Origin of the sequence: Streptomyces sp. NPDC048506, from assembly GCF_040651315.1 — a bacterium.
Lineage (GTDB): Bacteria > Actinomycetota > Actinomycetes > Streptomycetales > Streptomycetaceae > Streptomyces.
The window spans coordinates 42,793-58,800 of record NZ_JBEZIX010000060.1 but is presented as its reverse complement, the minus strand read 5'-3'; the positions used below and the strand labels follow the sequence as shown (position 1 = coordinate 58,800).

The following is a 16,008-nucleotide window of genomic DNA, read 5'->3' as shown; positions in this document are numbered from 1 at the left end:
CCAGATGTTCGGCCGTGCAGGGTTCCAACTTCTCCGCAAGCGTGTCCTATTGGCGTGACGGAGAGTGGCCGTGTCACAGAAGTTGAGCCAGAGCCCGAGAACCGACAGCACCTGTAAACGAGTTCGGGAGGCGTCGGCGGTGCGTCGTGTTCGATGTGCATGGGAGACGACAGCGCCAGTGCACCCTGCCTGCGCAGAGCCGCCGCTCGGGAAGTCGCGACGACACCCCAAGCAGCTCTGCGTCGTGTCTTCGTGGTATCCGGCCACGGAGACTCCGCAAAAACCCGTTTGGCGGACCAGGGGCGACCACTGCTACCTTTTCGGAGGCCGTGCGAACGATCGAGGAGGTGGTACCCGTGAACGCAGTATCGACATGGGTGCTCCCCTCCGGGGTCACGGTCGGGCGATAGACAGGTCGTCCGGGAGCGCCGTTCCAGTGCACTCCCGAAAGGCACGACCATGCATTTCACTTCCGAGCAACGCCTCGACGACGGCGTCCTCGAACGCGAATTCACCCTCGGCGAGATCCCCGGCATCCTGTGGACACCCGCATCGGCATCCGCATCCGCACCGGCGCCGCTGATCCTGCTCGGCCACCCTCCCCTCGGGCTGCGCAAGATGTACCCCCGACTGGTGGCCCGGGCCCGGCACTCCGCGGCGGAGGGCTTCGCCACGGCCACCATCGAGCTCCCCGGAAGCGGCGACCGGCCCCGTTGGCCCGCCGCCGAGCAGGCCCGCGCCGACCTGCGCCGGGCGATGGAGGCCGGCGAGCCGGTCAGCGACGAGATCGTCGACGCTTTCATCCTCCCGCTGGTCGAAAGGGCAGTCCCGGAATGGCAGGCCGCCCTGGACGCCCTCCTTTCGCTGCCCGAGATCGGCGGCCCGGTGGGGTACTCGGGGGGAGTGATCTCCATCGGCATCCGGCTTGCGGTGGTCGAGCCGCGCATCGTGGCCGCCGGTTTCTTCGCCGGGAGTTTCGTGCCTCGTGCCATGTTCGAGGAGGCCCGGCAGGTCACTATTCCACTGCACGTCCTGCTGCAGTGGGACGACGAAGGGAACGACCGTCAGGCGGCCCTGGACCTGTTCGACGCCTTCAGCTCCAAGGAGAAGTCCCTGCACGCCAACATGGGCGGGCACACCGGCGTCCCGCAGTTCGCGGGAGACGCCGCGGCCCAGTTCTTCACCCGACATCTGAAGTGAGGCCGGGCCGTCAGACCGGCAGCAGACGGTAGCTGATGTCGGCCGGCATGCCGCTCATCGAGGACAGGTCCCGGCCCTCCACAGCTCTCCACGCCGTGGGCCCCTGCCGAACTCTCGGCAGGGGCCCGTGTTGCCTGAAGTCCCACGGAAAGTGAGCCAGAACCGGTTCTCGTGAACCAAGCCAACGACGGTGCTCTGCTGCACATGACCTACGGCGGCCGCTGGATCACACCGCCCGTGCTGCGCGAAACGCTGGCCGACCCCGCCCAGCGGTACGGGATCGACCCCGCGCGCTACTACTTCCGGACCAATCCGCCCTTCGAAACGGGGGCCGAGGCGTACAGATGGCTCAACGGCGTCGTCTGCGTGGGGTCGGGTTACCTCGTCGAAGGCGGTATCGCCTACAGGGCCTCCCAGGTCCTGTGACGCGACGCCGCGCCGGACGAAGGTGCGTCATCCGTCATGGTGCGTCGGACCGCATGCGAAGGTGTGCTGCAAACGGTGCGCCCGGGACGGCGCGTCCACCGGGCCGGTGATGACCGCGGGGCGGCGTGGCCCCGGAACGATGCGGAGCGCGAACGATGCCGACGAGACTCCTGATCGAGGGACGTCCTGGGGTGGGCAAGACCACGGCCATCCGTCGGCTGGCGGCGCTGCTGCCCGCCCGCGACGTGTCCGGCTTCACCACGGAAGAGATCCGGCTCGGCGGCACCCGGGTCGGTTTCGCACTGGAGACCTTCACCGGCGATCACGCCGTACTCGCCCACGTCGACTTTCCCGGGCCGCCGCGGGTCGGGCGGTACGGCGTGGACCTGGACGTGATGGAACGGCTGGCGCTGCCCACGCTGGAGGCAGCAGTGCGCGACGCCTCGGCGGGGCAGCTGGTACTCGTCGACGAACTGGGCCGGATGGAGCTGGCGTGCAGCCCGTTCCGGGAAGGGGTCCGGTCCTTGTTCGCGGCGGACGTCGACGTCGTCGCCACGGTGCACGCACACCACGATCCGTTCACCGACGCCCTCAAACGGCGTACGGACGTCGAACTGCTCCAGATCACTCCGGCGAACCGCGACGCCGTCCCCGAGGAACTCGCAACCCGGTTCAGGAGCGGCTGAGGACCTCCTGCATGCCGACACCGGGCCGCTGGTGGGCCGCCGGTCGGCTGCCTGTCCGGTGAAGGCGGTCCCGAACACGTGCGGCCCGGCGTTGTCCGTGCATCGTTCCCTCCCTCGCCCCCAGGCATGACCGGGCACGGTCGCGGAGCGAGGGCGGGGACGGTGTCATCCCTGCACGCGTGTCATCGCCCCGGCCGTCGCCGCGAGTTCGGACAGTGTGCCCACGAACGTCGGGAGCAGCTGGAGACAGACGGCCCAGGCCTCGACGTCCGTGCCCAGATGTTCGCGGGCGAGGACAGCGGCACGGTCCCGGACCCGCTGCCAGTCCGCTTCGGTGGGTTGGTCCTCGGCGTACCGGCGAACGAGGCCGAGTGCCCCCTCGGCGGGGGCCGCGTGGGTCAGGAAGTCCTCGGGGACGAGTGCTCCGCGCTCCAGGGCCTCGTCGAGCACATAGCCCACGATGCGGTGCACATCGGTCAGCCAGGCCAGCAGCAGCTCGCGAGGGCAATCCGGGTGCCCCACGAGCGCGGCTATCAGATCCGCGGAGAGCGGGGTGGCGCGGTGCGCCGCCAGCAGCACGGACCAGGGCGGCTCCATGCCCTCGCTGAGGAGCCACTTCAGTCGCTCCTCCGGCCGGCTGCCCGGCCGGAGGACGAACGCCGCCAGCCGCTCCGGAGACGCTTCCTCGGTGAGCCGTGCCCGCAACCGCTCCAAGCCGTCGGGGACGTCCAACTCCCGCTCAGCCTGGCGGGAGAGGGCGGCCGGGAGACGGCCCATGGCCAGAATCTCCCGTACCGCCTCCGGTCCGCTGCGCTCCCACAGGGCGACCAGCAACCGCAGGCAGGAGGCGGGCAGATGCAGCTGGAGCCGGCCGACGACCCGGCGGGCCACGCTCAGGTCGCCGGATTCCAGGCCGGCTATCAGCTGGTCGCGGTCCTGGCTGACGATGACGTCGTCCAGTACGGCGAGCAGTTCCTGCGGGACCGGGCGGGTGCCGCCACTCCGCAACCGTCCGGCCAGCAACCGCTCCCGCTCGGCCCCGTCGAGGCGTGCGTTCCGGAGCAGCCGGGCGTCCACCGCCGGTTCGTCGAGGTCCAGGAGGTACTCCAGGGTGTCCTGGCCCGGGTTTCCCATGGCCATGGCCAACTGGGCGGGCCGGCCATGGGCGGCCACCACCGCATCGCGGATCCGCGGAGACGGGTTCCCCGCCACCAGGAACTGCTTGACGGCCAACCCGTCGAAGTGCGGGACGACGGCGATCTGCGCCTCCGGCGAGGCGCACCGGAACAGGGCGAGGAAAGCGGCCCGCGGGTCCCGGGAGGACGTGCCGGCCGGGGACTCGGCATCGCGCGGCTCAGGCCAGCTGGTGCAGCGCTTCTTGCGCGACCCCGGTTTGGTGACGTCCGCGATCAGCTCGGCGACGCTGCCGCGGGCACGCCGCATCCGGTCGTAGCACGTAAGCCAGTTGACGGGGTCCGTGCCGAGGGGAGCCACCAGCTCGGCCACCGCCTTGCGGGTCGGTTCGTGGTCGTACGGCAGCTCGCGCAACACGTCCTTCGCGGGCGTCACCTCGCTCAGGACCCGGTGTGGCGGCAGCCAGCCCTCGTCCATACCGCGTTGGAGGACGTTGCCCAGGTGGATGGCGCCCGCGCCGGGCCCCGTAAGGGCCTCGAAGGGCAGCTCGGTGGCGTGCCAGGCGGTTTCGTAGGGGTCGTCGTGGAAGCTCTGCATGACCAGGTCGGTGGGGCAGCCCTCCCACCGGATGAGCCGCTGCATCCCCGTGCATCGCCAGCCCCCTCCGCCACTGGACGAGCCGCCGACGGGCAGCCGTTCGTGCTCGCGCCGGATCAGATCCCAGTCGAGGCCGTCGGGCTTCGTGGCGGGGCCGTCTCCATAGCGGAGCTCCACCAGCGTGCGCACATGCTCCGGGTCGTCCCACTCTCCGGCGGGCCGGTGCTCTCTGAGGAAGGCTTCCGGATCGGGGGCGTCGACGGCCCGCCGCAACACGTCCGGCAGCCACTCATGTCCGGGATCCAGTTCCGGTAGCTCGTCGAGCAGCTTGAGGAAGCGGGTGAACGGTTCGGTGCCGCCCCAGATCTCCAGGAGGCCGAGACAGGCGTCCACGACGACCGGCGGCGGGAGGTGCACGGCGAACACCGCGAGGGCGCCGACGTCCAGTCCGGGGAACCCGCTGGTCAGGATGGGGACGAGACCGGGGCCGGCGGGCTCCTGGTAGAGGAGCGTGAACAGGCCGTCGTCCTCGTACCAGCGTGGATCCCCGAGGTCGGCGGCGTACAGCAGCGTGGTCAGGAGATCGGGAACGTTCTGCTTCGCGCGGTGTGTTCGGCCCGAGTCGTCGCAGTACTCGGCCTGCCACAGCGCCCGCCCGACCACCGGATCGCCGAGCTCCGCAGCGCCCAGGAGCCACTCCTCGGGGGCGATCGTCAGCGCGGCCCGCATCTGCACGGCATCGCCGCCCAACAGCTCCTCGACCATCTCCTCCGGGAGCCCGAACCGGTCGCCGAGGGCGCTCAGCAGCTCCGGCCGCAGCCGCTCGGCGAGCGCGTCGGCGGTGTCCGGACCGGCGAGGTCCAGCGCGGCGCGGAGCGCGAAGTGGCTGCGGTCGGTCATGGGCGGTTCCTTTCGCGGAGCGGCGGCCGGCCGTGAGGTGGCGTTCGCGGTGGTCGGCAGTCAGCCACCATCGATCGGCCCTACGCATTCGATCGTGGCACGCACCACTGACAATGCGCCGTGAGCATCTGAACAATGCGCCGTGAGCATCGAACGCGGCCCCGCGCGGTGGCACGCGCCGGTCGCCTCCGCCCCACCGGCCCCCTCCCACGGCACAGTGGAGGCATGAACGCAGACGACCGGAACACTCTGGCCCAGGGGCGCGTGGCGACCCGGCTTCCCACGCAGGACCTGGCGCGGGCGCGGCGGTTCTACGCCGAGCAGCTCGGGCTGGAGCCCGTCGACGAGCGGCCTGGTGGGCTGCTCTATCGGTGCGGCGGCGTGGAGTTCGTGCTGTTCCGGTCGACCGGGGCCTCGTCCGGTACGTTCACCCAGATGGCCTGGGAGGTCGACGACATCGAGGCGGTCGTGTCGGAGCTCAAGCGGCGCGGCGTGGTGTTCGAGGTCGTCGACCTGCCCGGCCTGCTGGGCGGCGGCCGAACGTCCGACGGGATCGCGGACATCGACGGGAACTACCCGAGCAAGGGCGCACGCGGCGAACGCGGTGCCTGGTTCCGCGACAGCGAGGGGAACATGCTGGGCATCGGTCAGCCGGTCTACTGAGCAGGGAAGTCGCCGAGGCCGATGTTGGCACGTGCGCTCCCGAGCGGTGGAAAAGCAGTGCCCGTCGCGGGGACGGGCGGCGAGGATGGGCGGATGAATCGGCTCTCACGTGCCCACTCGTTCAACACGGCCGCCGCACGCTACGCCGCGAACCGCCCGTCGTACCCGCCCGCGCTCTTCGACGCGGTCGAGGAGTTCACGGGACGTCCCCTCGCCGGGGCCCGTGTCGCCGACGTCGGAGCGGGTACCGGCATCGCCACCGTCCTGTTGCGCGAGCGCGGTGCCGAGGTGATCGCCGTCGAACCCGGCGACGGCATGGCGGCCCAGTTCCGCAGCGCCCTCCCCGACGTGCCCGTCGTCCGGGGCGACGGCAACGCCCTGCCCCTGGCCGATGCCTCCTGCGACCTCATCACCTATGCGCAGTCCTGGCACTGGACCGACACCGCCCGCTCGGTTCCGGAGGCGCTGCGCGTCCTGCGTCCGGATGGGGCCCTCGCCGTCTGGTGGAACACCCCGGCCTTCGACGTTCCGTGGATCTCCGCGCAGCACGCGCGCATTGCACAGTGCTCCGGAGTGAACACCCCCGCCGAGGTGCTCCCCGACGACAGCCGAGCCGTCCAGCTCGCCGGTCTCGCGGGTCTCCACGTCGCGCGCCGCCACCTGCGCTGGAGCCGGACCGTTCCGCTCGACACACATCTCGCCAACATCGGCAGCCACTCGGGGTTCCTCGTCCTCGGCGAGCCCGGTACCCGCGCCTTCCTGGCCGACGAGCGCGCCCGTCTGCGCGAGATCTTCCCCGACGAGAGGGTGGAGGAGACATATGTGGTCGACCTACTGGTCGCCACTCGTGCCGGAACCACGTGAACGACGGTCCGCATGACGCTGCCGGCGTGTCGTGCCGTGACGTCTCACGTCCTCACGCCGCTGCTGGTCCGATCGGGCCTACGCATTCAGACCAACGGACCATCCAAGCGGGCGTGGTCATCCGGGCAGCCGGTCGTGTCACGGGCGCGGAACACACGTCGATCACCGCGTCGATCACCGCACCGATCACTGTGGCGATGCCCATGCCGACCATTATGTCGATCACTATGGGCGGGTATGAGAAGACGCATCGATCACCTCTTGGAGCTGACATGACGACGACACCCGAACAGAACAAGGCACTGGTGCTGAAGGCGTTCGACACCCTCTTCGGCAAGCGCGACTACGTGGCCGCCGAGGAATTGTGGTCCGACCGTTACGTCCAGCACAGCAGACACATCCCGCCGGGGCGCGCAGGCCTCTTCGACCTCGTTCGCTCCCTGCCCGACACGCTGCGCTACGAGAACCAGTTCGTGACCGCCGAAGACGACTACGTCATCCTCTACGGCCGCTACTCCGGCACGGGCAGCCCCAAGGCTGCGGTGGTGGCCGACGTGGTGCGTATCGAAAACGGCAAGCTCGCCGAGCACTGGGACGTCTGGGAGGACGAGGCGACCCACGCCGAGTCCGCCAGCGGCCTGCCGATGTTCGGCGACCACTTCCCGCCGGACCACTGACCGGCATCGGTGCCGGGACGGCGGAGGGCGTCACAGGCCCCCTGGTCGTAGCGGTCCTCGGATGATGCGCAGGTGGATCGGGATCGCCGCACGGGCGGGCGTGATGTCGCGGCGGCCGGGCTCGGCCAAGTGGGATGGCCTGCACGGCAGTTGCTGGCGACCTCCGTTCCGGTCCCCGCGCTGCGCGCCCCGGTCGGGCATCGCTCACGTACGTCACGGCGGCGGGAAAGGGCCCCTTCACCACGGCCACATATGAACAGCCCCACCATGCGGGCGAGCCCGAAACGCGACTGGACGCGGGAAGTCACCTACGGGCCCAACGCCTACAACGAGCGTGTGGCCATGACTGAAAACCCCGTGACGCGATTGGCTGTTCGCAAGAGTGGGTCCCGGCGCCCGAGCCTGTGGCTCGGACACCGGGACCCATTTTCCGTTACTTGCCGGCGATGTTGTTGCAGCCCATGGACGAGCCCATCTTGGTCTGCTGCACACCGGGGGAGCCCTCGCCGCCGAGCACGTTGCCCAGCGCGCCGTTGAGGATCCCGACCGCACCGAGGACATCGACGTTCAGGTCGTGCGACCGGCACGACGTGCCCTGCCTGATGTCGAAGTGGCCGTTGCCCCTCCCGTCTTCCTTTCCGCCATCGGCGTAGGCGGTGCCGGCGCCGAGGAGACCGACACTGCCGAGGACGGCGACCACAACGACAGCCTTGCGAAGCATGCGCATTTCATCTCCGGGGATTGAGCGATACGATCTGCAATCGATCGAATTCGTGTAGTTATGGAAGTTAATGCGTAATTTGCCTATCTGCCCAGCGACGCGCCAGATCCATTAGATGGATCGGGTCGGCGTCCGTCGCGGCTGCATCCCCAACGGCCCCCACCCTCTGCCTTGTTGGGGTCGTGAATCGCGACGAAGCGGGTTACGCGGCAGCTGAGGCCTCCCCATTCCCGAGGCGGGCCTGGTGTGATCATCTTTCGAGAAGTGTGGTGCAGGGGAATGCGTGCCGATCGAGAGGGATTTCCGGGTCTCCGCGTCCAGAGGGAAGGTCGGGGAGTGGATTGGAAGCGGACTGGTCCGTATTGGGGCGGTATGTATTGGGTTGGCGTGTATGTCGGGAAGGGGTGGTGCGGAGCGTGACCCGTCGAGGTGTCCGCCCCTTCTCGCCGACCGCGTCGCCGAACACCCCGCTGCCGGGTTCGGAGCCGTCGGATACTACCGTCCGGCAGGGGGCTGAGTCGGCTCGTCCCGTGCGGGGCTGAAGGAGGGCGATCTGAATGGTTGGTCACGCTATGGTCGATATGTCGGCTGGGCAGCTGACAGCGCTGACCGTGGGGAGTTTGGTGTCCTCGTGGCAGCTGGACGTCCCCGCGCTGCTATTGGTCGTCGCCGCGGCCGCGCTCTACGGCTGGGGCGTGGTCCGGTTGCTCCGGCGGGGGAGTGCCTGGCCGCTCGTCCGCAGCGCCGCCTTCGTCCTGCTCGGACTGGGCGCGCTGGTGGTGGCCACGATGTCCGGACTCGCGGTGTACGACCATGCGGTGTTCTGGCCGGCCGCCGTGCAGAACGTCCTGCTCGACCTGGTCGCCCCGCTGGGCCTCGCCCTCGGCGATCCGCTGCGGCTCGCGGTCGAGGCGCTGCCGGAGAGCGCAGCGGGGCGGGTCCGGCGCGTGATGACGGGCCGGGTGGTGCGCGTGCTGACCTTCCCCCTGGTCAGTACGGCCTTGGTGCTCGCCACCGAGCTGACCGTCTACTTCACGCCGTACTTCGCGACCGCCCTGCGCGTGGGCTGGCTGCACGAGCTGATGTATCTGCACCTGTTGGCGGCCGGCTGCCTGTTCGTCGTGCCGGTGCTCACCCACGAACAGACGCTGCCCGCCTGGTGCACCCATCCGGTACGGGCCGGACTGGTGTTCCTGGACGGCATCGTGGACGCGGTTCCGGGCGTCGTCATCATGACGCACGGCACGTTGATCGCGGGCGCCTGGTACCTGCACCACGCTCCGTCCTGGGCGCCGGACGCGTACCACGACCAGCAGATCGGCGGCGGTGCGATGCTCAGCATCGCGGAGCTGGTGGCGTTGCCCTTCCTGTTGGCGATCCTCGTGCAGTGGGCCCGCGCCGAGCGCGTGCAGACCGCGGCCCTCGACCGCCGCCTCGATGCGGAACTCGTCGCCGTCAGCGCAGCGCCGACCCCAGAGCACGACCGAACGCCGTCCCCCGGCCTTGCCCCGACATCGTCCCCCGGTCTCGCTCCGACCTCGTCGCCCGCCCTTGATCCGGCAGCGTCCCCCGACCTCGTTCGTCCCTGGTGGGAGACCGAGCAGAACGAGGTGGCCGCCAGGGTCCGACGGCATTCACAGGACGACTGAGACGGCTGAGATGGCTGAGACGGCTGAGACGACTGAGACGACAGACCTGAGTCCGGGACCTGGGCGTATGGGAGGGTCCGTGAAGGGGCCTGTCGCTGAGCGTCTCGCTCCCGAGCGATCGACGGGCCCCTCCGAAGCTTCCGCCCGAGCCGTCACCGATGTCCCGGCCGGCTCAGATCGTCCAGCCGTCGGGGTTTCGACCACGACACGGCCGCTTGGCGCAGGAACGCCGCGGTGGTCGCCACGAAGCGGTCGGCGTCGTCGAGCCATGGGTAGTGCCCGGTTCCGGCTTGAACGACAAGCTCGGCGTGCGGAAAGAGAGCCGCGAACTCGGCCATCGTGCGCGGAGGGGCACCCAGGTCGACCTCTCCGGCCAGCAGTAGCACCGGCGGTGTGAAGTGGGCGAGTGCGGTGCGGGTGGTGTCCGGGTCGAATGCGCCTTGGGCGCCGAAGGCAGCCACGATCTGCATGTTCATCTGCTCGTCCCCAGCGGCCTGATGGACCTGGGCCGCCCCGTCCCAACGACCGTAGGAGAACGGGGCGATGGCCTGCCAGCAGTCGCCGGTCGCCCTGCCCGCGAGTATCGTCTCCAGGGCCGTGAACGCGACCGGGAACCACGGTTCGTCCCGGCGGAGCCGAGCCGTCTCACGCCGGAGGTCTCCGGTGATCGTGAGGCCGACGGCGTTGACGCTCGGTGTGATCAATGCCAGCTTGCTGACGCGTTCCGGATGGCGGTCCACGTACCGCGTGGCCAGATTCGCGCCGGCGCAATGCGCGAGCAGATCCATCCGTTCCAGGCCGAGGTGCTCGCGCAGCGCCTCCACGTCATCGATGAGGCGGTCACAGCGGTACGAGGCGGCGTCCTTCGGGATCGCCGAGCGGCCGGTGCCGCGAAGGTCCAGCCTGATCAACTGGTGGTGCGTGGAAAGGCCGCCGAGGTCTCCCAGGTATGCGGAGTCCGTCGGCCCTCCTGGCAGGCAGACCACCGGAGGGCCCGTCCCGGACACGTGGTAGGCGAGCTCGGTCCCGTCATGTGCGGCGAAGGCGGGCATGGCAAAGGTCCCTTCGGCGGGGCAGGTAGCGGATTTCAGGAGCGTTGTTGAGCCGGCGGATTTCAGACGACGGATTTCAGACAACGGATTGAGGCAGCGGTGTTCGGGCAGGCGTGGCGACGCGGTACGGCGACTGGGTCGACGCTGGTCGGTGGGAAGCGGAGGCGGTGAGCACGCGCGAGACACAGGCGTGAGGGCATCGACGTTCCGGGACGCCGTCCGACGTCGTCTCCGTGATGATGTGCACAGGTATGTGGCCTTTCTCGGGATGCCTGCGGGCGCTCCCTGGGCCACCTATGTCAGATGAACCGCACTGCCGCGCGGAAGGAGAGCACCCAGCCTGATACAGCGGTAATGGGTCTCACCTCCTCGGTTGATCATGTGCACGGCGACAGTAGCAGAATCGAGGATGTGGGAAGGGGGCAAGAACGGAGCCCGCCGGTACCACGTCCGCCAGCCGAGCCGGTAATACCGAGGACCAGCCTGGTCCTCCGGCCGGGTTGCCTGCCGTTTACCCGGGGCCGGGGTCCGGAAGGAATGCGACACCGTGCACGCTCCCTCCCGGACGGGTGATCGCGTTGTTCAGATCGAAGCGTTCTGCTGTCTACAAGGGCAGCTCGGACAAGGCGATCCGCCACCACTACGACTTCCTGGGGGACTTCTACAGCCTGGCGCTGGGTCCCGAGCTCGTCTACTCCCTCGCCCTGTGGGAAGAGGGGGACACGCTCGAATCCGCGCAACTGCGCAAGCTCGACTACCACGTCCGCGCGGCGCGTGCCGAGGGCGCAGGGCGGGTGCTCGATGTCGGCTGCGGATGGGGAAGCCTGATGCACCGCCTGGTCGAGACGCATCACGTCGGGCATGTGGTGGGGCTGAATGTGAGCGCCGCCCAGGTCGCATGGATTCGCCGACGAGGATGGCCGCAGTGCGAGGTGCTCCTGGAGAACTGGATCGACCACGAGCCGGCCGCCCCCTACGACGCGGTGTTCTCGATCGAGGTGATGGAGCATGTCGCGGGCAGCACCATCTGGAGGGCACGGCGGGTCGCCCGCTATCGGATGTTCTTCGAGCGCTGCCGTTCGTGGCTGCGGCCGGGCGGGCGGCTGGCGGTGCAGTCCAATGTGTGGAACGAGCGGGGGTGGCTGCCGTCCATGGTGCTGCCGGCGCGCATGCTCACCGGGCCGGGTGAGCCGAGCCGCGGCGGGCGGTTCGGTGTGCGGGACGCGCTGGGCGCGGTGCGGAACCTCCGGGAGGGGTTGCACTCGTCGCGCCGGGTGTTCCGCGAGTGCTTCGTGCCGACGCGGTCGGAGCTGATCGAGGCGAGCCGAGGCCTGTTCACCGTGGTGGAGCTCCGCGACGACGCGGAGGACGGGGCCCGGACGATGGAGTGCTGGCTGGAGCGGTGCCTGACGCACCGGGAGCGAGGTGCAGAACTCATCGGTCGAGACGCCGTGGACGACATCATCCGCGAGCAACGGGCGACGCTCCGCTTCATGCGGGAGCACAGATGCACCGTGCTGCGCATGGTCCTGGAGCGGACCGCCTGATCCGGCTTGAGCAAGCGGCTCGATGTGGCCCGCCCTCTCACGATTCCCGGTCTCTGCGGCCCAGCTGCACCGTGACGGGGTGCCGCCTGGTCCGCCCCGGTGTACGCCCGGGGCGCGATTGGCGCGATGCGCTCCAACTGCGTTCTGTGGACATGTAGTTGACTGGCGCCATCAACGGACTTCTTAGGTAATCTTCGAGTAAAGGACGGTCGCTGCGACCTGGTTGACCTCCGATGCCCGGACGCCGAGGAGTGCATGGTCCGCGACGCCCCGTATCGCCCGGACATCCATCCCAACACCGTAATCGACGCCGCTTTCAACGCCGCTTTCAACGCCGTTTTCCCATGGCGAATTCGATGCGAAATTCGGCGGTGGACTCAACGCTGACCTGACCGTACTGAGACCGAGGCACGCTCACGGACACAGGAGAAAGACCACCATGAAATCCTTGGTAGAGAACGCACGCTCCTTCGCCGAGCAAGTAACCGCACGTGCCGAGGAGTTCCGCGCCCTTGAGTCCGGCCAGCACCCGCTGGCCCTGTTCGTCACCTGCTCCGACTCGCGCGTGGTGCCCTCCTTGATAACGGGTGCACGGCCGGGTGAGCTGTTCGAACTGCGCACGGCCGGCAACATCGTTCCCGAGTACCGCGGCGACCGTCCCACCGGAGAGGCAGCCACCATCGAGTACGCCGTACGCGTGCTGCGCGTCCGCGACATCATCGTTTGCGGGCACTCCCACTGCGGTGCAGTCGGCGCACTGGTGCGGGACGACGACCTGTCCGGCGTACCGGACGTGCGCGACTGGCTCGAACAGGCCGTGCCCCGGCCCGAGATGGCGGCACCTCACGCCCCCGACCTGGCCGAGGCGGTACAGCGCCACGCGGTGACACAGGCCGAGCGGCTCCGCACCCACCCGTGCGTCGCCGAGCGGATCGGGGCCGGGGCGCTGTCCGTGCACGCCTGGTACTACGAGGTGCACACCGGCGCGGTCAGGGAGTACGGGGGCGACGACGGGTGGTTCAGGCCGCTGTGACCAGCAAGCGCCCTTTCCGTCGGTCATCCGGCCCTTTCCGACGGTCATCCGGCCCTTTCCGTTCGGACATCTGGCCCTTTCCGTCGGACATGAGGTCCCTTCCGTCGGCCGTCCAACCCCTTCCGTCCGCCGTCCGGCACTCCCTTCCCGTTCTGTGCCTGGGAATTCAGCCCTTCCCAGCGTGAGATACACAGTCTCAGGAGCCCATGATGTTCGGCCTCAGAGCAGAAGCGGAAATGCGGTTGTACTCGGAGAAGTTGGCCAAAGAACTCGCCGAAAGGCGGCGCCAGAAGACGGGGTGCGGCTCACGCGCCGAGGCCGACTGCGCCCGGCCAACCGTAACGAGCACCACCGCTTCGGATCCGCGGGAAACGCCGCAGGCGAACCGCTGACCGGTGGTGGGCCTCGGTGCCGTATACCAGGGCGCACCGCCCCGCGATCTCCGCGGCGGGGGACGCACAGCCCGTAGGGCCGGGGAGGGGGAGCGTCTGGTAGCGGGTACGGGCACGCCGTAAGTGCTCGGCTGCGCCCAGGCGTTCGCCATCCGGCTTCGGTCGGCGGCCTTGGCGCCACGTCGGCGCTGCCGAGACGGCCGGTGCCCATCTGCCCTCCAGGCCCGCCGCAGCCCTGACGGCTGCGTTGCAGCTGCACCGGTCAGCTGTGCCCCCTCATCCACCACGGGACACACTGATCATTTTCCTCATCGATTTTGATAATGTTCCGAACTGTTCTGCCTCACTCAGTGAGGATTCGGCGATCTGCTCTCGGCCATCCGGCCGATGACGGCGAGGCCGGTGACGAACAGGGCGGCACCGATGAGCCGGATGCTGCCGCCGAGGCGTTCGGTCGGAGCCGGACCGCGCCCGGCACCATCGGCCATTGGGGGGCACAGTGCGGCAGGGTCGCATATCCATATTCCTCTGTCCGGCGGTCCTTGCACTCGCACTGGGACTGTGGGGCATCACGCGCGAGCACAGCATGTGGCGGGACGAGGCGGCGACGTGGCAGTCAGCGCATCGGTCGCTGGCCGAGATAGGGCACATGGTCGGCCAGGTCGACGTCGTCCACGGCCTCTACTACGCGGTGATGCATGGGGTGTTCGCCCTCTTCGGCGACAGTCTGCTCGCCCTGCGGCTGCCCTCGGTGCTCGCCACTGCCACCGCGTGCGGGCTGACCGCGCTGGTCGGCGCCCGGCTGTCAGATCGCAAGGTCGGGGTGGCGGCCGGGCTCGCCCTGGCGCTCGTTCCGGCAATCCAGGAGCACTCCCAAGAGGGCCGGTCGTACGCCCTTGTCCTTGCCTTCGTGGTACTCGCGACCTGGCTTCTCGTACGTGCCCTTGAACGGCCGGACAGTCGGCGGTGGGCCTGGTATGCGGGGGCCGTGCTGATCGCCGCGTGGCTCAACTGGTTCTCCCTGCTCGCGCTTGTCGCGCATGGCGTCACCGTGGTGTGCGTCCGCCCGGACCGAGCTCGTTGTGCGGGGTGGGTTGTTGCCGCCTCCGCGGCCGTTGCCGGCGCCCTGCCGGTGATCCTGACCAGTCGGGACCAGGCCGCGCAGGTCTCGTGGATCAAGCCGCTCGGCTGGTCGACGGTGCTCGGTGTGCTGATCACCGTAACGATCGGAGCCCTCTGCGCGCGACTGCCGTACGCGCGTGTACCGGAGCACACGCGCGCAGGGGAACACGCGAGTGCGGAAGTGCCGCATGCGCGCGTGAGCCTCGCAGCCGTCGCGCTCCCGCTCTGTGCGGTGCCACAGGTCAGCCTCGCTCTGGTCTCCCTCGTCAAGCCTCTCTTCATCACCCGCTATGTGCTGTTCGCGTACGTAGGTCTCGCCCTCCTCATCGGCGTCCTACTGGCCACGGTCGCCGCGCGCCTGAAGACACAGGCCCGCGTACTGCTCCCCGTCGCCGTCGCGCTGGCTCTCCTGGCGCTTCTCCCGATCGAGCTCCGCCTGCGTACCGAACCGAGCCGCGTCGACGACGTGCTCTCCGCGGCAGCCATCGTCGGCCACGTCCGCGAGACCGCCGACGGCGTGCTCTACATTCCCGCCGCGCGCCGCGACACTGCCCTCGTCACGCCCCACGCGTTCGCAGGCCTGCGCGATCTCGCCCTGGCCCAGGGACCGGTGGAGTCGGGCACGTTGAAGGGCATAGAGGCCGGACCGCGCGACATAGAGCGGGCCATGCTGGGCGCACGGCGGATAGTGCTCGTCACCGATCCCGGGCCGTACCAGGCCGACTCCGAACGCGACCGCACCAAGCAGCGTGTCCTGGACGAACACTTCGTGCGCCGCTCGGACCGCATCGAGCGGGGCCGTCGGGTGAGCGTCTACGAACGACATGACCCGGCACGACCCGCCACCGGCGACGCTCGGCACCCGCAGACGACGGGCGGCACCACCAAAGCCCTGCCGGCGTCATAACGGCCCCTGGGCGGGTGGGCGGCAGGCCGCCCGTCGCTGACGGCGGACGTGCCGATCTGACGGTCGGGGCCCACGCCAGGTCTGACGGTTGGTGGTCCCACACCCCGCCTGACGGTCGGTGGTCCCACGACCCGGGGCGGTCCCAGGCCTGCGGCCCTTCGAGCTCAACTGGTCCGAACGACGATCACGTGCATGGCGACACCGCCCCAGACGAGGAGTGGTGGCAGGGATCCCATAGCCTGTCCAACCGAGCTCGAACACGTCAGCCACATCAGACACATCAGTCATGTAGGCGACATCAGCCGCATCAGCCGAATCAACCGCATTGCCACGGGGGACCGAACCGTATGTCCGCGTACTCACCGCCACCCCAAGGCCCTCCTCCCCACGGGCAGCCCGGCCCACTGCCGTACGGGCCGCCGGCCGGCCACGGTGGCC

General features: G+C 69.3%; 14 protein-coding genes. 10 read left to right on the top strand and 4 right to left on the bottom strand.

All coding sequences use genetic code 11. The annotated features are described in order from the left end of the window. Positions 1-459: 459 nt before the first annotated feature. The 3 genes from AB0C96_RS36075 (at position 460) to AB0C96_RS36065 (ending at position 2,312) form a co-directional block, all read left to right on the top strand. The gene (locus AB0C96_RS36075) at positions 460-1,200 is read left to right on the top strand and encodes an alpha/beta hydrolase (RefSeq protein ID WP_362923562.1); all 741 of its coding nucleotides are present in this window, start codon (positions 460-462) and stop codon (positions 1,198-1,200) included. Positions 1,201-1,371: 171 nt separating this feature from the next. After that, positions 1,372-1,626 carry a DUF3237 domain-containing protein gene (locus tag AB0C96_RS36070; protein ID WP_362923560.1) on the top strand — a complete coding sequence of 85 codons (255 nt, stop codon included), beginning with the start codon at positions 1,372-1,374 and terminating at the stop codon, positions 1,624-1,626. Between the two features lie 155 nt (positions 1,627-1,781). Then, a complete protein-coding gene (locus AB0C96_RS36065; RefSeq protein WP_362923558.1) occupies positions 1,782-2,312 on the top strand; it encodes a nucleoside-triphosphatase in 531 nt (176 codons plus the stop codon). Positions 2,313-2,477: 165 nt separating this feature from the next. Here AB0C96_RS36065 and AB0C96_RS36060 read toward each other — a convergent pair whose 3' ends face one another. Then, positions 2,478-4,943: a hypothetical protein gene (locus AB0C96_RS36060; RefSeq protein WP_362923557.1), complete on the bottom strand. Its 2,466-nt coding sequence runs from the start codon at positions 4,941-4,943 to the stop codon at positions 2,478-2,480. Between the two features lie 225 nt (positions 4,944-5,168). On the opposite strand from AB0C96_RS36060, the gene AB0C96_RS36055 reads away from it, so the two are divergent. The 3 genes from AB0C96_RS36055 to AB0C96_RS36045 all read left to right on the top strand — a co-directional run bounded on the left by AB0C96_RS36055 (position 5,169) and on the right by AB0C96_RS36045 (position 7,147). Beyond that, complete coding sequence (locus tag AB0C96_RS36055) at positions 5,169-5,606, top strand: VOC family protein (RefSeq protein WP_362923555.1); 438 nt, start codon at positions 5,169-5,171, stop codon at positions 5,604-5,606. Positions 5,607-5,699: 93 nt separating this feature from the next. Then, entirely contained in the window at positions 5,700-6,470 is a 771-nt protein-coding gene (locus tag AB0C96_RS36050) for a methyltransferase domain-containing protein (protein WP_362923553.1), read from the top strand. Between the two features lie 272 nt (positions 6,471-6,742). Further along, a complete protein-coding gene (locus AB0C96_RS36045) occupies positions 6,743-7,147 on the top strand; it encodes a nuclear transport factor 2 family protein (RefSeq protein ID WP_362923551.1) in 405 nt (134 codons plus the stop codon). Positions 7,148-7,580: 433 nt separating this feature from the next. Here the strand turns inward: AB0C96_RS36045 and AB0C96_RS36040 are convergent, their stop codons facing one another. Continuing rightward, positions 7,581-7,874 (bottom strand): hypothetical protein, encoded by a 294-nt coding sequence (locus tag AB0C96_RS36040; RefSeq protein ID WP_362923549.1) that lies wholly within the window; start codon positions 7,872-7,874, stop codon positions 7,581-7,583. 551 nt (positions 7,875-8,425) lie between these two features. On the opposite strand from AB0C96_RS36040, the gene AB0C96_RS36035 reads away from it, so the two are divergent. Continuing rightward, on the top strand, positions 8,426-9,517 hold the full coding sequence (locus AB0C96_RS36035) for a cytochrome c oxidase assembly protein (protein ID WP_362923548.1): 1,092 nt from the start codon (positions 8,426-8,428) through the stop codon (positions 9,515-9,517). 152 nt (positions 9,518-9,669) lie between these two features. Here the strand turns inward: AB0C96_RS36035 and AB0C96_RS36030 are convergent, their stop codons facing one another. After that, positions 9,670-10,569 carry an alpha/beta hydrolase gene (locus AB0C96_RS36030; protein WP_362923546.1) on the bottom strand — a complete coding sequence of 300 codons (900 nt, stop codon included), beginning with the start codon at positions 10,567-10,569 and terminating at the stop codon, positions 9,670-9,672. 569 nt (positions 10,570-11,138) lie between these two features. Here AB0C96_RS36030 and AB0C96_RS36025 point away from each other — a divergent pair. Both AB0C96_RS36025 and AB0C96_RS36020 read left to right on the top strand, forming a co-directional pair. Next, positions 11,139-12,116 carry a class I SAM-dependent methyltransferase gene (locus AB0C96_RS36025; RefSeq protein ID WP_362923544.1) on the top strand — a complete coding sequence of 326 codons (978 nt, stop codon included), beginning with the start codon at positions 11,139-11,141 and terminating at the stop codon, positions 12,114-12,116. A 439-nt stretch (positions 12,117-12,555) separates the two neighbouring features. Beyond that, complete coding sequence (locus AB0C96_RS36020; RefSeq protein WP_362923542.1) at positions 12,556-13,149, top strand: carbonic anhydrase; 594 nt, start codon at positions 12,556-12,558, stop codon at positions 13,147-13,149. Positions 13,150-13,888: 739 nt separating this feature from the next. Here the strand turns inward: AB0C96_RS36020 and AB0C96_RS36015 are convergent. Further along, entirely contained in the window at positions 13,889-14,029 is a 141-nt protein-coding gene (locus AB0C96_RS36015; protein WP_362923540.1) for a hypothetical protein, read from the bottom strand. On the opposite strand from AB0C96_RS36015, the gene AB0C96_RS36010 reads away from it, so the two are divergent. Continuing rightward, positions 14,029-15,570, top strand: coding sequence for a glycosyltransferase family 39 protein (locus AB0C96_RS36010; protein ID WP_362923538.1), 1,542 nt, complete (start codon positions 14,029-14,031; stop codon positions 15,568-15,570). The genes AB0C96_RS36015 and AB0C96_RS36010 overlap by 1 nt on opposite strands. Positions 15,571-16,008 lie beyond the last annotated feature (438 nt).